Annotated in this window: 10 protein-coding genes; 7 read left to right on the top strand and 3 right to left on the bottom strand. The window is 69.9% G+C overall.

Annotation, left to right across the window (positions count from 1 at the left end; all coding sequences use genetic code 11):
- Positions 1-2: 2 nt before the first annotated feature.
- The 6 genes from K3U93_RS07825 to K3U93_RS07800 are packed head-to-tail and all read left to right on the top strand — an operon-like array spanning position 3 to position 9,603.
- On the top strand, positions 3-4,439 hold the full coding sequence (locus tag K3U93_RS07825; RefSeq protein WP_083012529.1) for a type I polyketide synthase: 4,437 nt from the start codon (positions 3-5) through the stop codon (positions 4,437-4,439).
- A 10-nt stretch (positions 4,440-4,449) separates the two neighbouring features.
- Positions 4,450-5,448 (top strand): ATP-binding cassette domain-containing protein, encoded by a 999-nt coding sequence (locus K3U93_RS07820; RefSeq protein ID WP_083012527.1) that lies wholly within the window; start codon positions 4,450-4,452, stop codon positions 5,446-5,448.
- Complete coding sequence (locus K3U93_RS07815; RefSeq protein ID WP_071513458.1) at positions 5,445-6,245, top strand: ABC transporter permease; 801 nt, start codon at positions 5,445-5,447, stop codon at positions 6,243-6,245. The genes K3U93_RS07820 and K3U93_RS07815 overlap by 4 nt, the downstream gene beginning before the upstream one ends.
- Positions 6,242-7,072: an ABC transporter permease gene (locus tag K3U93_RS07810; protein WP_071513457.1), complete on the top strand. Its 831-nt coding sequence runs from the start codon at positions 6,242-6,244 to the stop codon at positions 7,070-7,072. Before K3U93_RS07815 ends, K3U93_RS07810 begins: the two co-directional genes overlap by 4 nt.
- Positions 7,073-7,090: 18 nt before the next feature.
- Positions 7,091-8,347: a phthiocerol/phthiodiolone dimycocerosyl transferase gene (locus tag K3U93_RS07805; RefSeq protein ID WP_071513456.1), complete on the top strand. Its 1,257-nt coding sequence runs from the start codon at positions 7,091-7,093 to the stop codon at positions 8,345-8,347.
- Positions 8,347-9,603 carry a saccharopine dehydrogenase family protein gene (locus tag K3U93_RS07800; RefSeq protein ID WP_083012533.1) on the top strand — a complete coding sequence of 419 codons (1,257 nt, stop codon included), beginning with the start codon at positions 8,347-8,349 and terminating at the stop codon, positions 9,601-9,603. The genes K3U93_RS07805 and K3U93_RS07800 overlap by 1 nt, the downstream gene beginning before the upstream one ends.
- A gap of 76 nt (positions 9,604-9,679) precedes the next feature.
- On the opposite strand, the gene pks2 is transcribed toward K3U93_RS07800, so the two are convergent.
- The gene (pks2, locus tag K3U93_RS07795) at positions 9,680-15,964 is read right to left on the bottom strand and encodes a sulfolipid-1 biosynthesis phthioceranic/hydroxyphthioceranic acid synthase (protein ID WP_083012525.1); all 6,285 of its coding nucleotides are present in this window, start codon (positions 15,962-15,964) and stop codon (positions 9,680-9,682) included.
- A gap of 301 nt (positions 15,965-16,265) precedes the next feature.
- Here pks2 and K3U93_RS07790 point away from each other — a divergent pair, with 301 nt between their 5' ends.
- Positions 16,266-17,438, top strand: a complete 1,173-nt coding sequence (locus K3U93_RS07790) for a permease (protein ID WP_083012523.1) — start codon at positions 16,266-16,268, stop codon at positions 17,436-17,438.
- Between the two features lie 6 nt (positions 17,439-17,444).
- On the opposite strand, the gene coaD is transcribed toward K3U93_RS07790, so the two are convergent.
- Both coaD and rsmD read right to left on the bottom strand, forming a co-directional pair.
- Positions 17,445-17,927 (bottom strand): pantetheine-phosphate adenylyltransferase, encoded by a 483-nt coding sequence (gene coaD, locus K3U93_RS07785; protein WP_071513234.1) that lies wholly within the window; start codon positions 17,925-17,927, stop codon positions 17,445-17,447.
- A 44-nt stretch (positions 17,928-17,971) separates the two neighbouring features.
- A complete protein-coding gene (gene rsmD, locus K3U93_RS07780) occupies positions 17,972-18,526 on the bottom strand; it encodes a 16S rRNA (guanine(966)-N(2))-methyltransferase RsmD (RefSeq protein ID WP_083012521.1) in 555 nt (184 codons plus the stop codon).

The following is an 18,526-nucleotide window of genomic DNA, read 5'->3' as shown; positions in this document are numbered from 1 at the left end:
GTATGAGCACGAACGCGGAGTCTTACTCAAAGGCTCTGCCGGCCAACGCGATCGCGGTGGTCGGCATGGCCGGCAGATTCCCGGGCGCCAACAGCGTGTCGGCGTTCTGGGACAACCTTGCGCGCGGCGAGGAGTCGATCGTCACCCTGTCCGAGCAAGAGCTTCGGGCCGCCGGGGTCGGCGACGAGGTGCTGTCGAATCCGGCGTATGTGCGGCGCGCGCCCATCGTCGACGGGATCGACGAGTTCGACGCCGACTTCTTCGGGTTCCCACCGCAGCTCGCCCGGATGCTCGATCCGCAACACCGGTTGTTCCTGCAGTGCGCCTGGCACGCGTTCGAGGACGCCGGCTGTGACCCCGCGCGGTTCGACGGCTCGATCGGCGTGTACGGAACCAGCTCCCCCAGCGGCTATCTCCTGCACAACCTGTTGTCGCACCACGGCCACAGTGCCGCCATGGCGCAGGGGCTCAACTTCGAGCAGTTCAACCTGTTCCTGCAGAACGACAAGGATTTCCTGGCGACGCGGGTATCCCACCAATTCGACCTTCGGGGCCCGAGCTTCACGGTTCAGACCGCGTGCTCGTCGTCGCTGGTCGCGATCCACCTGGCCTGCCAGAGCCTGCTCAGCGGCGAATGCGACATGGCGCTGGCCGGAGGCGTGTCGCTGTCCATCCCCCACCGCGTCGGTTACTGGAACTCGCCGGGATCGATGGTGTCGGCGGTCGGCCACTGCAGGCCGTTCGACGTGCGGGCCGACGGCACGGTCTTCGGCAGCGGTGTCGCGATCGTGGCCCTCAAGCCGCTGCAGGCGGCCGTCGACGCCGGGGACCGGATCCATGCCGTCATCCGCGGGTCGGCGATCAACAACGACGGGTCGGCGAAAATGGGCTACGCCGCGCCCAATCCGGCCGCGCAGGCCGACGTCATCGCGGAAGCCCATGCGGTGTCGGGCGTCGATGCGTCGACCGTGAGCTACGTCGAGACGCACGGAACCGGCACTCCGCTCGGCGACCCCATCGAAGTCCAGGGCTTGCGGACCGCGTTCGGCGTGTCCGACACACCCCGGCCCGGCCCCTGTGTTTTAGGGTCGGTCAAGTCGAACATCGGCCACCTGGAGGTGGCGGCCGGCGTCGTGGGTTTGATCAAGACGATTCTGTGCCTGAAGAACAAGGCGATCCCGGCGACGCTGCACTACACCAGCCCGAACCCGGAGCTGCGCCTGCACGAGACCCCGTTCACCGTGCAAAACACCTACGGCCCATGGGAATGGGACGGGGTGCGCCGGGCGGGGGTCAGCTCGTTCGGGGTGGGCGGCACCAACGTGCACGTCGTCCTAGAGGAAGCGCCAGTGGAGGCACCGGCGGGGTCGCGCGCCACACCGGCCGGCCCCCAGGTGCTGCTGCTGTCGGCGCAAACCGCGGCGGCGCTTGAGGAGTCGCGGACCGACCTGGCCGCCGCGTTGGCCCGCGGGGACGGCCCGGACCTTTCCGACGTCGCGTTCACCCTCGCCGGGCGCCGCAAGCACCGCGTCACCCTGGCGGCCGTCGTCCACGACCGTGAGCACGCGGCCACGGTGTTGCGGGCCTCCGAGCACGACAACGTCTTCGTCGGCGAATCGGTGAGCGGCGAACACGCCGAATCACCCTCGGACCGCATCGTTTTCATGTTTCCGGGGCAGGGCGCGCAGCACGCGGGAATGGCCCGGGGACTCTACGACACCGAGCCCGTCTTCGCCGAACACTTCGACGCCTGCGCCGCGGGATTCCGCGACGAAATGGGCATCGACCTGCACGCGGAGATATTCGGTGACACCACAACGGATTTGGAGCGCATCGACCGTTCGCAGCCCGCGCTGTTCACGGTGGAATACGCGCTCGCGAGGTTGGTCGACACCTTCGGCGTGCGCGCCGGGGCGTACATCGGATACAGCACCGGCGAATACATCGCGGCCACGCTGGCCGGGGTCTTCGACCTCGAGACGGCGATCAAGACGGTGTCGTTGCGCGCCCGCCTGATGCACGAATCGCCGCCGGGCGCCATGGTCGCGGTGGCGCTGGGCCCCGACGACATCGCGGAGTATCTCTCACCCGGGGTGGAGCTGTCCGCGGTGAACGATCCCGGCAACTGCGTCGTCGCCGGGCCGAAGGACCAGATCCGCGCGTTCGGCCAACGCCTCAACGAGCGGGGCATCCCCGTGCGGCGGGTCCGCGCGACCCACGCGTTCCATTCCAGCTCGATGGACCCCATGGCGGCGGAGTTCCAGGATTTCCTATCGCGCCAGGAGCTGCGGGCCCCGCGCACGCCGTTGCTGTCCAACCTCACCGGAACCTGGATGTCCGACGAACAGGTCACCGATCCGGCCAGCTGGGCCCGCCAGATCAGCTCCACGATCAGGTTCGCCGACGAACTCGACGCGGTGCTGGCCGATCCGGGCCGGATCCTCGTCGAGGTGGGCCCCGGCGGCAGCCTGACGGGCTCGTCGATGCGGCACCCGAAGTGGTCGAGCGGGCACCGCGCGGTTCGGCTCATGCGGCACCCGATTCAGAACACCGACGATCGCGACACCTTCCTGCTCGCGCTCGGCCAGCTCTGGTCGGCCGGCGTGCCCGTCGAGTGGGCGCCGTTGTCGGGGCCCACCGCATCCGCGCCGCGAATCGTTTCGCTGCCCGGTTATCCCTTTGCCCACCAACGTCATTGGGTCGACGCCAAGCCGATCGCCTGGGACGGCCAGCCCGCCGTTCCGGACGCGTCCACCAATGGCGCCGCCCACCCCGTCGCGGCCACCAACGGGCAGTCGCACACCGAGGCGGCGTTGCGGCAGATCTGGATGCAGTGCCTGGGCGTCAACTCGGTCGACCGCAACGACAATTTCTTCGACCTCGGCGGCGATTCCCTGATCGCGATCGGCCTCTCGACCGCCGCCACCAACACGGGTCTGGACGTCACCCCGCAGGATCTCTATGCGCATCCGACGCTGGCTAGCCTGGCCGTTCACGTCGACGCCAAGTACGCGGCGGGCGGCCTGGCGAAACGGCCCGACGCCGCGGCCCATCCGACCGTTCCGCCGACCGTCGCGCACTTCCTCGAACACGGAGTGCGGGAGGCGGGGCGCTGGCGGGTCCCGCTGATCCTGCGCCTCGACGCCACCGTGGGCGTCGAGGACGTGCGGTCCGTGCTCACCGCGGTGGCCAATCACCATGACGCACTGCGCCTCCAGCTCGTCGACCGCGCGGGAACGTGGGAGCAACACATCGCGCCGCCCGGGGAGTTCGGCCACCTCGCCACCCGGTCGCTCCCCGACGACGCGGCCCCCGGAAGCGACGCGCAGCGTGCCGTGCTGCGCGACATCGTGACCGAACACGAGCTCTTGGACGCCCCGCTGGTCGCCACCCACGTCTCGGGTTCGGGCTTCGGTTACCTGGTCCTGTCCCTGCACGAGGCGGCGGCCGACACCGCGTCGCGCGAAATCCTGTTCGCCGACCTCTTCACCGCGTTCACGCAACGCCTCGCGGGCGAGGACATCGCGCTGCCGCCGACCACCGCCTCGTGGCGCGAATGGTCGCTGCGGGCCGCGGCGCTCGCGACGCACCCGGCGGTCCTCGACACGCGCGACTACTGGCTGGAGACCGCGAACACGGCGACGCTGCGGCTGGCGGACCCCGACATCACCCAGCCGCCCCGTCACGACGACCTGACCAAACTGTCGTCGGCGCTCACCATCGAACAGACCTCCGAGGTCGACGACGCGCGGCGCGCGCTCGGGTCGTCGATCGAGGAAATCCTGCTCGCGGCGCTGACCCGAACCATCGCCCAGACGGTCGGCACCGGTGTGGTCGCGGTGGATTTGGAGGGGCCGGGCCGCTCGGTGCTGCGGCCGGATGTCGACCTGGGCCGGTCCATCGGCCGGTTCACCACGGTCTATCCGGTCCCGCTTCGGTGCTCGCGCGCCGACGACACCGGCGCGACCGAGCTACTGGCCGCCGTGCGCGACGCCCTCAAGGCCGTTCCCCATTACGGGATCGGGTACGGACTGCTGCGGCACGTCTATGCGCCCACCGCGCGGCAGCTTTCGGCCGCGGGCTCCGCCGACATCCACTTCCGGTACGCCGGCACGATCCCCCAGCTGCCGGCGATCGACGCACCCGTTCAGTTCGACCCGGACGCGGCCTCGACGGTCGGGCCGGTGCGCGACCCGATTCCGGGACTGGGCCACGCCATCGAGCTTCGGGTGTACCGCCACGGCGGCGTGCTGCATCTCGATTGGTGGTATGACGCCCGGCGGATCCAGGGGGCGCGGGCGGAGGCGCTGGCGCAGCGTTTCCCCGTGGCGCTGCGGGTGCTGATCCAGGACGCCATCGACGCCATCGCCGAGGACGGCTTGGGTTCGGAGCCGGTGGAACTGGCCCTGGTGGACCTGTCGGCGCCCGACGCGGGTTGAGGAGAAACCAGTGAGCAACGCACGCAGGCACTTTGATAAGGCGGTGATCGTCGACAAGGTCCGCAAGACCTTCGGCGACGTGGTGGCCCTACACGAGGTCAGCTTCGACGTCGGCCGCGGCGAGGTGATCGGGCTGCTCGGGCCGAACGGGGCGGGCAAGACCACGATCGTCGACATCCTGTCCACCCTCACCCGGCCGGATCGGGGCCACGCCCGGGTGGCCGGCTACGACGTGGTTTCCGAATCGGCCGGCGTGCGCCGGTCGATCATGCTCACCGGTCAGCAGGTGGCGATCGACGACATGCTCACCGGAAGCGAAAACCTCGTCCTGTTCGGCCGGTTGTTCGGATTGACCAAGTCGGCGGCGCGCGCCCGCGCCAAGGAACTCATCAAGGAATTCGACCTGGCTTACGCCGCCAACCGGCGCGTCAAAACGTACTCCGGCGGGATGCGCCGGCGCATCGACATCGCCTGCGGTCTGGTGGTCCCGCCGCAGGTGGCCTTCCTCGACGAGCCCACCACCGGGCTGGATCCCCGCAGCAGGCAAAGCATTTGGGATCTGGTGAGCAACTTCAAGGACGCCGGCATCGCCACGCTGCTCACCACGCAGTACCTCGAGGAGGCCGACGCGCTCGCCGACCGGATCATCGTGATCGACCACGGCCGGATCATCGCGGAGGGAACCGCCGATCAGCTCAAGGCCCGCACGGGCGGCAGCTTCTGCGAAATCGTTCCGCGAGACTTCAAGGACCTGGCCGTCATCGCCGAGACGCTCGGCTCGCTGCTGCCGGAGAAGATCAGGGCCGCGCTGACACCCGAGTCGGACCGGATCGCCATGCCGGCCCCGGACGGTGCCGGCACGCTCATCGAGGCCGTGGGGCGGCTCGCGGCGGCCAACATCGACGTCGTCGACGTCTCCCTGCGCCGCCCGTCGCTGGACGACGTATTCCTTGCGCTGACAGAGGATTCCGCCGGGGCGCGCGCTCCGGTTGCGGAGGCCGTCAGGTGACCGTCGAGCCCCACCCGTCAACCCGGGCCCAGTGGTGGGTGCTGACCGCCCGCTTCGTCAGGCCGACCCTGCGCAACGGTGAGCTTGCCATGACGATCGCGTCGTCGGTGGTTTTCACGGCCGGCTTCTACATTCCGTTGCACCAGATCATGAGCACCGCCACCCGCGGCGTCTGTAGCAGCTACGCGCAGTACATCATGCCGTTGATCGCGCTCCAGGCGATCACGTTCGCCGCGATGTCGACGGCGTTCCGGGCGGCGACCGACTCGGTGCAGGGCATCAATCGCCGGTTCCGGTCCATGCCGATCGCCGCGTTCGCGCCGGTGGCCGCGCGCATCTCGGCCGCGGTCTACCGGTGCCTGGTTGCGTTGACGGTGGCCGTGGTCTGCGGCTACGTGATCGGGTTCCGGTTCCACCGCTCGGCGGTGTACGTGGTCGCCTTTTGCGCGCTGGTGCTGGTGGTCGGGGCGTTGCTGTCCTTTGCCGCGGACCTGATCGGCACCGGTACCCGCAACCCGGAGGCCACGACGCCGCTGCTGATCCTGCCGCCGCTGATTTTCGGGCTGCTGTCCGTCGGTGTCCAACCGGCGCAACAGTTTCCCCGGTGGATCCAGCCCATCGTCCGCAACCAGCCGGTCTCGCAGTTCGTGGACACCCTGCGCGCCCTGGCCGGGGACGCCGCGCCGTTTGGCGGGTCGGTGACCTGGCCCGTCATCGCACCGACGCTGGCGTGGTTGTGCGGAATCGTCGCGGTCCTGATACCGGCGTCGGCGCTCGTCTTGTCAAGGCGGACATGATGACCCTCGTTCACGAGAAAGCCACGGACCTTCGTGTGGAGCGGCGCTACCACGAGAACTCGGCGTGGGCGCTGGTGCCGCAGACCCTCGTGCAGGCGCAGCGGATACTGCTGCGGTGGTCGCGCGACCTCACCACGGTCATCGAGGTGCTGGTGTTGCCGGTCCTCTTCCTGATTACGGTGAATATCGTTCTCGGCGACCTCATTTCGCAAGTCACCGGGCACAGCGCGCTGTATGGCACGGTGCCGATGAACGCGCTCGCCGCCGCGATCAACGGATCCGCCGTCGGGGCGATCGGCCTCATCGGGGAGCGCTCCGACGGGTTGCTCCGCCGGCTGTGGGTGCTGCCGGTGCACCGCGCCTCCGGTGTGTTGTCCCGGATCGTCGCCGAGATAGTCCGGATCGTGGTGACGACCCTGGTCGTGCTGGCCGCGGGGATGGTCATGGGTTTCCGGTTTCACCAGGGGGTGCTCGCGATCCTGGCCTGGCTGGTGGTCCCGGTGATATTCGGGTTGGCCTACGCGACCCTCATCACGCTGGTCGCGTTGTCCGTCGCGAAAAACTTCCTCCTGGAGGCGGTTACGCTCGCACACCTGCTCGCGGTCGTCTTCTCGACCGGTTTCCTCCCGGTGGACCAGTTTCCGAAGTGGATACAGCCGGTGGTCGCGCATCAGCCGATGACCTACGCGATCGAGGCGATGCGCGGATTGTCGCTGGGCGGTCCGGTGCGGTGGCCGATGACCGCGACGCTGCTGTGGGCCGCCGGCATCACCGCCGTCTGCATCGTGCCGACGCTTCTGGGCTATCGACGGGCCAGCACGCACTGAAAAAGGAGAAATAGTACGGTGTTTCCCGGATCCGTGATCCGAAAGCTGGCGCGCAGCGAAGAAGTGTTCGCGGTCAACGAGACCTATTTCGCGTTCACTGTGCATGTCGACGGTCCCGTCGACATCGACGCCATGTCGGACGCCTTCGACGCGCTGCTGCAGCGCTACCCCATCTTCGCCGGCCGCCTCGAGAAGGCCGACGACGGCCGCTACCAGATTGTGGCCGAAGACTTCTTGCATCCCGGGATATGGGTCGTCGACGAGGGCTCCGGCGCCTCGAAAACCGATGCCGTTCGCCTGGATCAACGCCAAGCCCTGCTGAATCTGCGGTTGACGATCGCCGGCGGGCGCACCGAAGTGACGCTGTACACGCACCACAGCCTGGCCGACGCGCATCACGCCTTCACTCTCCTCGAGGAGCTTTTCTCCCTCTACACCAACGTGGTGACGACCGGCGACCCCGGCCCGGTGACGCCGCAACCCGCGCCCGAGTCGCTGGAGTTGTTGCTCGAACAGCGCGGCGTGACCAAGCAGCAGCGGTCCGGGCTCGAACGGTTTTTCCCGGTGATGTTCGCCTATGACCTGCCCACCGCGGAGATGCCGCCCATGGCGTCGAATTCCGGTTCGATCCAACCCATTCCGGTGACCCGGATTCGACTCACGGAGCAGGAGACGTCCGACCTCGTGGAGTTCGGGCTCGCCAATCGGCTCAGCCTCAACTCCGTGGTGGCCGCGGCCATCCTGCTGGCGGAGTGGCAGCTGCGCAACACCCCGCACGTTCCGGTTCCCTACATTTATCCGGTCGACCTGCGTTACCTGCTGTCGCCCCCGGTAAGCACCACCGGCAGCACGCTCCCGGTCGGGGTGGCAACCTATCTCGCCGAGATCGGTCCCGAGACCGACCTCGTCGACCTGGCCCGCGGCATCGTGGACGCCTTTCGGGCCGACCTGTCCGACGGCGTGATTCAGCAGTCCCCCCTGCACTTCAACCTGCAATACCAGGGCACCCCGCGCGGGCTTCCACCGATCGTGCTGTGCACGGACACCGGTTCGATTCCCGCCCTGCGCACGCCCCCGGGCGTGCAAGCCGACGACTTCGAGAGCGAATTGCACTTCCCCACCCGCGCCCCGGTGGACCTCTACAGTTGCGGAACTTTCGCGAACCGGTTGTTCCTCGAGCACCACGCGCACCTGCCGGGGCGCGAAAAGTCCCTGGAGGCAATCCATTCGCTGTTGTGCTCACTGCTCACCGAGGACAGCTGGGTCATGGAGTGATAGGCCCGATCGAGCGCGAGTTCGACATCGTCCTGTACGGCGCCACCGGCTTTTCCGGCAAGCTGACGGCCGAATACCTCGCGCACACGGGGTCTCCGGCGCGGATCGCGCTGGCCGGCCGCTGCAGCGATCGGCTGCTGGCCGCGCGCCGGGCGCTGGGCCCGGCCGCACGGGAGTGGCCGGTGATCGTCGCCGACGCGTCGCAACCGTCGACACTTGCCGCGATGGCCGAACGGGCCCGGGTGGTGGTGACGACCGTCGGCCCCTATGCGCGATACGGCCTGCCGCTGGTGGCGGCCTGCGCCGCCGCCGGGACGGACTATGCCGACCTGACCGGGGAGCTGGTCTTCGCCCGCAACAGCATCGACCTCTACCACAAGCAGGCCACCGACACCGGCGCCCGGATCGTGCTCTCGTGTGGATTCGATTCGGCCCCTTCGGATATGAACGTCTATCAGCTCTACCGCCGGGCGATCCAGGACGGCACCGGCGAGCTCACCGACACGGCCTTCGTGCTGCGCTCCTTCTCGCAACTCGGCGCCTCCGGCGGCACGATCGCGTCGCTGCTCGGGACGATGCGCGCCGCGTCCGGCGACGCGCAAACCCGCCGGCTCATCGACGACCCGTACACGCTGACCACCGACCGGGGCGCCGAGCCGGAACTCGGCCCACAGCCCGATTTCCGGTGGCGCCGCGGGCGTGATGTCGCGCCCGAGCTCACGGGCTTCTGGACCGGCGGGTTCGTGATGGAGCCGTACAACGCTCGAATCGTCCGGCGCAGCAACGCATTACAAGGCTGGGCCTACGGCAGGCGGTTCCGCTACGCCGAAACGATGAGCCTGGGAAAGTCGTTCGCGGCACCGGTCGCCGCCGCGGCCATGACGGGCGCCCTGGTGGGCGCTTTTGGCTTGGGCAACAAGTACTTCGGGCGATTGCCCCCACGCTTCGTGGAGCGCATCACGCCGAAACCGGGCACCGGTCCGAGCGCGGCCGCGCGAAAGCGCGGCCACTACACCGTCGAGACCTACACCACCACCACGACCGGCGCTCGCTACCTGGCGACCTTCGCCCACGATTGCGACGCCTACCACTCGACGTCGGTGCTGCTCGGCGAGAGCGGCCTGGCGCTGGCGCTCGACCGCGACCGGCTCTCCGAACTGCGCGGCGTGCTCACCCCCGCCGCGGCGATGGGTGATGCGCTGCTGGCGCGTCTGCAGACCGCCGGGGTGTCGATGGGGACGGTCCGGCTGCGCTGAGCCCTCGTTGACTCTGCGCCCACCAGGCAAAAGTACGAGAAGAGTGCCTGGTGAGTGCAGAGTCAAGGTCGACGAGCTACCCCTGGGCCGCCGCGACGACCTCCTCGGACACCAGCGCCTCCGAAAGGTGCAGACCTAAGGCGCGCGCGGTGTTGTGGGTGGCAATGCTTTTGGGCGTGATCCGTATTCCGGTCTCGGCTTCGATGCGGGTCCGCAGTTCGAGGTTGCCCAGCGAGTCCAAACCGTGGTCGGCGAATGGGCGATCCGGGTCGACCGCGCGGCGCAGGATGAGCGCGGTCTGCTCGGCCACCAGGCGCCGAAGCCGGGCGGGCCACTCGTCGCGCGATAGCGTCCGAAGTTCGGCGCGCAGCGTGGTGTTGTCCCCCGCCTGCTGGCCCTCGGAGGCCTGGAACGCTTCGGCGAACGGGCTGCGCGCGACCAGCGCCGCCAGCCACGGGGCGCCCTTCGTCGGGACGTAGCCGGTGTAGCCGCGGTCGTAGCGCAGCAGCGTCTCGAACGCCTGCGCGCCCTCGTCGGGCGTGATCATCGTCGTCCGGCCGCTATCCGCCAGGAATGTGGCCCGGCCGATCTCGCCCCACGCCCCCCACGCGATCGTGGTGGCGGGCAGGCCCTGGCCACGGCGCCAGTGGGTGAAGGCGTCCAGCCAGCTGGACGCGGCCGCGTAGGCCCCCTGACCGGCCGAGCCGAACAGCGCGGCCACCGACGAGAACGAACAGAACCAGTCCAGCGGCTGCCCGGCCGTCGCCCGGTGCAGGTTCCACACGCCGTCGACCTTGGGCGCCCAGTCCCGGTCGATCAGCTCGTCGGTGATGTTGGCCAGGGTGGCGTCCTCGACGACCGCGGCGGCGTGCAGCACCCCGCGCAGCGGAAGCCCGGTGGCGGTGGCCGCGGCCACCACCCGGGCCGCGGTATCGGCCTCGGCGATGTTGCCGCACTCCACGACGACGTCGGCGCCCGTCGCGCGCAGCCGCTCAATGGCCTGGTGCGCCTTGGGAGTTGGGTTGGAGCGGGCGGTGAGCACGATCCGCCCGCAACCCGCCTTGGCCATCTGGCCGGCCAGGAATAGGCCCAGGCCGCCGAGGCCGCCGGTGACGACGTAGGAGCCGTCCCCGCGGAAGGGCCTGGCCTGCTCCGGCGGCACCACCGCGCGGGTCTCCCCGGTGTGCGGCACCGTGAGCACCAGCTTGCCGGTGTGGGCCGCCCTGCTCATCAGCTGGATCGCGGTGGCGGCCTCGGCCAGCGGGAATTCGGTGCAGGACGGGACCGGCAGGTCGCCGTCGGCGATCCGCTGGTACACCGTCTGCAGCAGCCGCTGCAACCGCTGCGGGTGGGTCTGCGACAGCAGCGCCACGTCGACGGCGTAGAACGTGAGGTTGCGGCGGAAGGGGAACAGGCCCAGCCGGGTGTCGCCGTAGATGTCGCGCTTGCCGATCTCGACGAACCGCCCGCCGTAGGCCAGCAGGTCCAGCCCCGCCTGCTGCGCCGCACCGGTCAGGGAGTTGAGCACGATGTCGACGCCGTACCCATCGGTGTCGCGGCGGATCTGCTCGGCGAACTCGGTGCTGCGCGAGTCGTAGACGTGCTCAATGCCCATGTCCCGCAACATCGCTCGCCGCTCCGGGCTGCCCGCGGTGGCGAAGATCTCGGCCCCCACCATGCGGGCGATCGCTATCGCGGCCTGACCCACGCCGCCGGTGCCGGAGTGGATCAGCACCTTGTCGTCGCCCGAGATCCGGGCCAGGTCGTAGAGCCCGTACCACGCGGTGCCGTACGCGGTTGCCGCCGCGGCGGCCTGGCCGGCGGTCAGACCGGCCGGCCCCGAAGGCAAGGTGGCGACGAGGCGGGCGTCGCAGGTGACGAACGCGCCCCAGCTGCCGTTGGCGTAGCCGGAGAAGCCGCCCACCCGGTCGCCGACCTGGTGGTCGGTGACGTCGGCGCCGACCCGGGTGACCACCCCGCCCAGGTCGAATCCCAGCTGGTGGGGCTCGCCCTCCAGGTCGGGGTAACGGCCAAGGGCGGCAAGGACTTCGGCGAAGTTGATGCTGGACGCGTCGACCGCGACCTCGACCTCACCCGGGCCCGGTGTCTTGCGGTCCACGGCGATGAATTCCAGCGTGCGCAGGTCGCCGGGGTGGCGCACCGTCACCCGCATCCGCTCGGACTCGTTCTTGACCGTGGTGACCCGGCGTTCCTCGGGCCCGAGCGGCGTGCAGCGCAGCCGCGCCGTGTACCAATGGCCGGCGCGCCAGGCGGTCTCGTCTTCCGGAGAACCGGATAGCAGCTCCTGAGCCACCCGCTCGATGTCGGCCTCGTCGTCCAGGTCGATCTGGGTCGTCTGCAGCTGCGGATTCTCCGCGCCGATCACCCGCAGCAGGCCACGCAGTCCGGCCTGGACCAGGTTGGGCCGGTCGTCGGGCAGGACGATCTGGGCCCGCCGGGTGACGACGTACAGCCGCGGCGGCTGGCCCGACAGCTCCGGCAGGTCGCGGACCATGCGGATCACGTGACGCACTTGCTCGCGACCCAAAAGCAGGCCGTGCTCGTCGGGTTCGCCGGCCGGTGGCGGGCAGACGATCACCACCCCTTCGAGGCCGCCGCGCACGTAGGCGGCCAACCGCTCGGCGTTGGCCAGGTGGTCGGCCGTTTCCGGCCAGTTCAGCGTCTCGCATTGTGCGCCAATGGATTTCAGCGAATCCACCAATTTCGATTGCAGCGGGTCGGCCTCGGCGGTGTCGATCAGCAGCCAACCCCCGACGACCCGGTCGGGCGCGGCCGGCGGTGTCTGCTGCTGCCAGTCGACGGCCAGCAGGCGCTCGGCCATCAACTGGTCGGCGCCGCCGCCCCGGGTGCCCATCCGCAGTCCCTGCGCGGCAAGCAGGACGGCGCCGTTTTCGTCCAGCAGGTCCAGGTCGACCTCGAACACCGTCGCGCTCGTCGAGACGACCCGCAGGTGGCAGTAGCGCGTACCCCGGGTCGGGGCGTAGCGGCGCAGCCGTCGCACGCTCAGCGGCAGCAGCACCCCATCGCAGGCATCCTTGATGGCCGGGTGCGCCAGCACCGCCTGGAAACAGGCGTCCAACAGCGCGGGATGAACGCCGTAACCGGTCCGCTGCGACCGGACCACGCCGGGCAGCTCGACCTCGGCCACCACGCCGCGGCCCTTGCCCTCGGCGATGCGCGCCGACACCAGGCCGGTGAAGGCCGGGCCGTAGTGGATGTTTCGCTCGGCGAACGACTGCCGTAACGCGGCACCGTCGATCCGCTGCGGGTGGGTGGCCAGCAGGGCGGCGATGTCGCGCCGCTGCGGCGGCTCTTCGTCGGCGGCGCGCAGCACCGCGCCCGCCCGCCGGGTGCGCTCGTCCTCCCGCTGGGTCTCGACCACGAAGTCGACGACGCCGACGTCCCTGACCGACGCCACCGCGGCCACCGACGTCTCGTCGTCCAGCATCAGCATCTGTTCGAAGCGAACGTCGCGCACCTCGGAGCCCGGCCCCAGCACCACGTCGGCGGCGGCCAGCGCCATCTCGCAAAAGGCGGCCCCCGGGACGACCGCGACCCCGTTCACCTGGTGGTCCGCCAGCCAGGGCAGGGCCGCGGTGCCGATCTCGCCCTGCCAGGCGTGCCGCTCGGGCTCCTCGGGCAACCGCACGTGCGCGCCCAGCAGCGGGTGCACCGGCACGGTGGTCTCCCCGTGCGCCCGTGAGCCGTCGGCCTGGACCAGCAGCCGCCGGTGGGTCCAGGTCGGCAGCGGCGCATCGACCAGGCACCCGCCCGGATACAGCACCGAGAAGTCGATCGCGGCGCCGGCGCTGTACAGGTCCGCCAGCAGGCCGAGGAGCCCGTAGGGCATCGGCTGCTCGCGCCGCATCCCGGCCAGGGCCTGCACGGTGATGCCAGCGGCCGCGGCGGTCTGCTCCACCGCCCGGGTCAGCAGCGGGTGCGGCGAGGGCTCGGCGAACACCCGGTGGCCGTCGTCCAGGGCGGCCTGCACGGCGGCCGCGAACTTCACCGACTGCCGCAGGTTGTCCACCCAGTAGCCGGCGTCGAAATTCGGCCGGGCACGCGGATCGTCAAGCGTCGCAGAGTAATACGGCACCTCCGGCGCCACCGGCTTGAGGTCCGCGAGTTGGCCGGCCAGATCGGCGAGGATCGGGTCGACCTGAGACGAGTGCGACGCGACGTCCACGGCCACCTCGCGGGCCATCACCCCGCGACCCTCCCACGCGGCGACCAGGTCGCGAACCGTCTGGGCCGCCCCGCCCACCACGGTGGAGTTCGGCGAGGCGATCACCGACACCGCAACGTCGCGCACGCCGCGGGCGGCCAACTCCTCCCGCACCTGCTGGGCGGGCAGCTCCACCGACGCCATCGCTCCCGCGCCCGCGATGCGCGACATCAGCTTGGAGCGCCGGCAGATCACCTTGATCCCGTCCTCCAGGGACAGCGCCCCGGCGACGACGGCCGCCGACGCCTCACCGAGCGAGTGCCCGATCACCGCGCCGGGCCGCACGCCGTAGGCCCGCATCGCGGTGGCCAGCGCGACCTGCATGGTGAACAGCGTCGGCTGCACCCGGTCGATGCCGGTCACGGTCTCGGGCGCCGACATCGCCTCGGTCACCGAAAACCCGGACTCCCGGGCGATCAGCGGCTCGGCCTCGGCGACGGTCGCGGCGAACACGGGCTCCTTCGCGAGCAGTTCCGCGCCCATGGCCGCCCACTGCGAACCCTGACCCGAGAAGATCCAGACCGGTCCGCGGTCGTCCCGGCCGGCGGCCGGCGGGTACGGGGTTTCGCCGTCGGCGACCTCGCGCAGCCCGGCGGTCAGGCCCCCGAAGTCCTCGGGGTTCTCGGCGATCACCGCGGTGCGCACGGTCCGGTGCCCGCGCCGCCGCGCCAACGTGTAGGCCAGGTCGGGCAGCGTCAGCTCGTCCTTGTTGTGGTCGAGCCATTCGGCCAGCCGGCGCGCCGTTCGGCGCAGCTCGTCGGCCGAGGTCGATGACAGCGGGAACAGCAGCGGCCCAGCCACGGGGCTTGCGGCACGCGGTTGAGCGTCCGGGGCCTGCTCGAGGATGGCGTGCACGTTGGTCCCCGACATTCCCAGCGACGTCACCCCGGCCCGCCGCGGCCCGTCCGTGCCGGGCCACGGTGTGAGCTCCTGCGGCACGAACAGCCCGGTTTCCAGTCGCTGCAGCTCGTCGGGCAAGCGGGTGAAGTGCACCATCGGCGGCACCAGGCCGTGTTGGAGCCCGAGAATGGCCTTGATCAGCCCGACGGCGCCGGCCGCCCCCTCGGTGTGCCCCAGGTTGCTCTTGGCCGAGCCGAGCGCGACGCGATTGCCGCCGGCGCCATACACCTCGGTCAGGCTGGTGAACTCGATCGGATCCCCCACCGGCGTTCCGGTGCCGTGCGCCTCCACCATGCCGACCGCGGCCGGGTCCACCCCGGCCACCTCCAGCGCCGCCCGGTACACCGCGACCTGGGCGTTTGACGACGGCGTCGTGATGGTTTCGGAACGACCGTCCTGGTTGGCCGCGGTGCCGCGCACGACGGCCAGGACCCGGTCGCCGTCGCGCAGCGCGTCGGGCAGCCGCTTGAGCAGGACCACGCCGCACCCCTCCGAGCGCACGAACCCGTCGGCGGCGACGTCGAAGGTATGGCAGCGGCCGGTGGGCGAGAGCATGCCCTGCGCCGAGGCGGCGGCGGAGAGGCGCGGCTCCAGCAGCGCCATGGCGGCCCCGGCCAGGGCGAGATCGCTCTCGCCGCGGTCCAGGCTCTGGCACGCCAGGTGCACGGCCAGCAAGCCCGAGGAGCACGAGGTGTCCACGGTGACCGCCGGGCCCGAGAGCCCCAGTCCGTAGGCGACGCGCCCGGACGCCATGCTGAAGGGGGTGCCGGTGAAGCCGTACGCGTCGTCGAGGACGCCGGCGTCACCGGTCACCAGGGTGTAGTCGTGGTGGCACAGGCCCATGAACACGCCCGTGCGGGAGCCGCTCAGCGAGGGCGGCACGATGCCGGCGTGCTCGATCGCTTCCCAGGACGTCTCCAGCAGCAGCCGGTGCTGCGGGTCGATGGAGGTCGCCTCGGGCTCGCCGAAACCGAAGAAGGAGGCGTCAAAGCCGCCGATGTCGTCGAGGAAGCCGCCCCACCGCGAGACCGACCTGCCGTGTACGCCGCGCTCCGGGTCGTAGTGCTCCGCGGCATCCCACCGATCGGGGGGGATCTCCGTCACCAGGTCGTCGCCGCGCAGCAACGCCTGCCAGAACGCGTCGGGTGAGTCGATCCCGCCGGGAAGGCGGCATCCCATTCCGATGACCGCAATGGGGGTGACACCTCGCTCCATGGCTGTTCCCATGGCTATTCCAACCTCGTCTCAGCTCAACCGGCACCGCTCGAACGCGGCACCGGATTTTTGAAATTGGAGAGGTCACCCCCATCGCGTCACTGTCACGACCCGATCCACTGTTACCGGGTATCGACGCGTAACCATCACCGAACACCTGAGCTTAGACGCCCGGCATGAGCGCCGTGTGTGAAAGGACGAACTTTCCCCGGCCGCCGGCGGGCGCACGACACTTGCTTAATACCCCTCAGGGGTATAGCGTGCTGGGCGGACACGGCGGGGGCCGAAGCGGAGGACATCGGTGACAGTGCTGGCAGCGGTCGGTCACGCCTTGGCGCTGGCCGGGTCGATGACGTGGGAGATCCTGTGGGCGTTGATCCTGGGATTTGCCCTGTCGGCGGTGGTGCAGGCGGTGGTGCGTCGCTCGACGATCGTGGCCGTGTTGGGCGACGACCGGCCGCGCACCCTGGCGGTGGCGGCCGGGCTGGGGGCCGCGTCGTCGTCGTGTTCGTACGCCGCGGTGGCCCTGGCCCGATCGCTGTTCCGCAAGGGCGCCAACTTCACCGCCGCCATGGCGTTCGAGATCGGTTCCACCAACCTCGTGGTGGAGTTGGGCATCATCCTGGCCCTGCTGATGGGCTGGCAGTTCACCGCCGCCGAGTTCGTCGGCGGCCCGCTGATGATCGTGGCCCTCGCCGTCCTGTTCCGGCTGTTCGTGCGGTCCAGGCTCATCGACGACGCCCGTGAGCACGCCGAGCGGGGAGTCGCCGGCTCGATGGAAGGCCATGCCGCGATGGACATGTCCATCAAGAAGGAGGGCTCGTTTTGGCGGCGGCTCTTTTCCGCGGAGGGCCTTACCTCGGTCTCGCACGTGTTCGTCATGGAGTGGCTGGCGATTCTGCGGGACCTCGTTTTGGGCCTGCTGATCGCGGGCGCCGTCGCGGCGTGGGTGCCCGAAAAGTTTTGGCAGGTCTTCTTTTTGGCCGATCATCCCGGTTGGTCGGCGCTGTGGGGCCCGGTCGTGGGGCCCATCGTGGCGATCGTGTCCTTCGTCTGCTCGATCGGCAACGTGCCGCTGGCCGCGGTGCTGTGGAACGGCGGAATCAGCTTCGGCGGTGTCATCGCGTTCATCTACGCCGACCTGCTGATCCTGCCGATCCTGAACATCTACCGCAAGTACTACGGCACTCCGATGATGCTGACCCTGCTGGGCACCTTCTACGCCGCGATGGTCACCGCCGGGTACCTCGTCGAATTGCTCTTCGGCACAGCGAATCTCATTCCGACGCAGCGCAGCGCCACGGTGATGCAGGCGGCGGTCTCGTGGAACTACACGACCTGGCTCAACATCGCCTTTCTGGTGGTCGCGGCGATATTGATCGCCCGGTTCTTCACCACGGGGGGATCCGCGATGGTGCGCATGATGGGTGGCTCCCCCGACGCGGGGCGCGAGCACACTCATGAAGGCCACTAGCCGGGATCAGGGCCGGCCGGACAACTTTTCGCGCAACCGACGGTTCACCGGTTCCGGCAGCAATTCAGACACGTCGCCGCCGAGCATCGCGACCTCTTTGGCCAACGACGACGACACGAACGAATATCGCGGCGTGGTCGCCACGAAAAAGGTGTCGACGCCGGCGACGTGCTTGTTCATCTGCGCCATCTGCAGCTCGTATTCGAAGTCGGTGCCGGTGCGCAGACCCTTCACGATCGCGGTCATCCCCCGGGACCTGACGAAGTCGACCACCAGACCTTGTCCGGCCTCCGCCCGCAGGTTGGGCAGATGTGTCGTCGACTCTTCGATCATCGCGATCCGCTCGTCGAGGTCGAACATGCCCTTTTTGGCGGGGTTGGTCAGGATCGCCACCACCACCTCGTCGAACTGCGCCGAGGCGCGTTCGAAGACGTCGATGTGACCCAGCGTCACGGGGTCGAACGAGCCCGGGCATACCGCACCCGTCATGTGTCATCCCCGGCGGTCATGACGAATGACGGTACACGCCTGTCTCAGAGCCGTTCGGCCAGCTCCAAGCGGGTGTCGCCGTACACGCGCTCGGGCCATGGGGACCAGCCCGGCGGCCAGCTCAGCGCCGCGCCGGCGGCCGCACGCTCCACCGCCGCGACGGTTCCCTCGCGCACCCAGCCATGGGTGGTCAGCGCGTCCAGGACGGCGTTCACCTCGTCGGCGTCGACCTCATAGGGCGGGTCGGCCAGTACCAGGTCCACCGGAGCCGCGGGCCCGGCCGAAAGGATGGCCGTCACCGCGCCCCGGCGCAGCGTCGCACCCCTTAGGCCGAGGGTCTCGATGTTGCGTGCGATGACGGCCGCGGTGCGCCGGTCGGACTCGACGAAAACCGCGGACGCGGCGCCGCGCGACAGCGCCTCCAGCCCCAGCGCGCCCGAACCGGCGTAGAGGTCCAGCACCGCCAGGCCAGTCATCGCCCGCCGGGCGGTCACGACGTTGAACAGCGACTCGCGCACCCGATCGGTGGTCGGCCGGGTTCCCCGCGGCGGCACGGCGATGCGCCGGCCCCCGGCGACGCCGCCGATGATCCGGGTCAC

The organism is Mycobacterium malmoense (assembly GCF_019645855.1).
Taxonomy (GTDB): Bacteria; Actinomycetota; Actinomycetes; order Mycobacteriales; family Mycobacteriaceae; genus Mycobacterium; species Mycobacterium malmoense.
The sequence above is the reverse complement of the archived record's forward strand: the minus strand, read 5'-3'. Positions and strand labels throughout refer to the sequence as shown.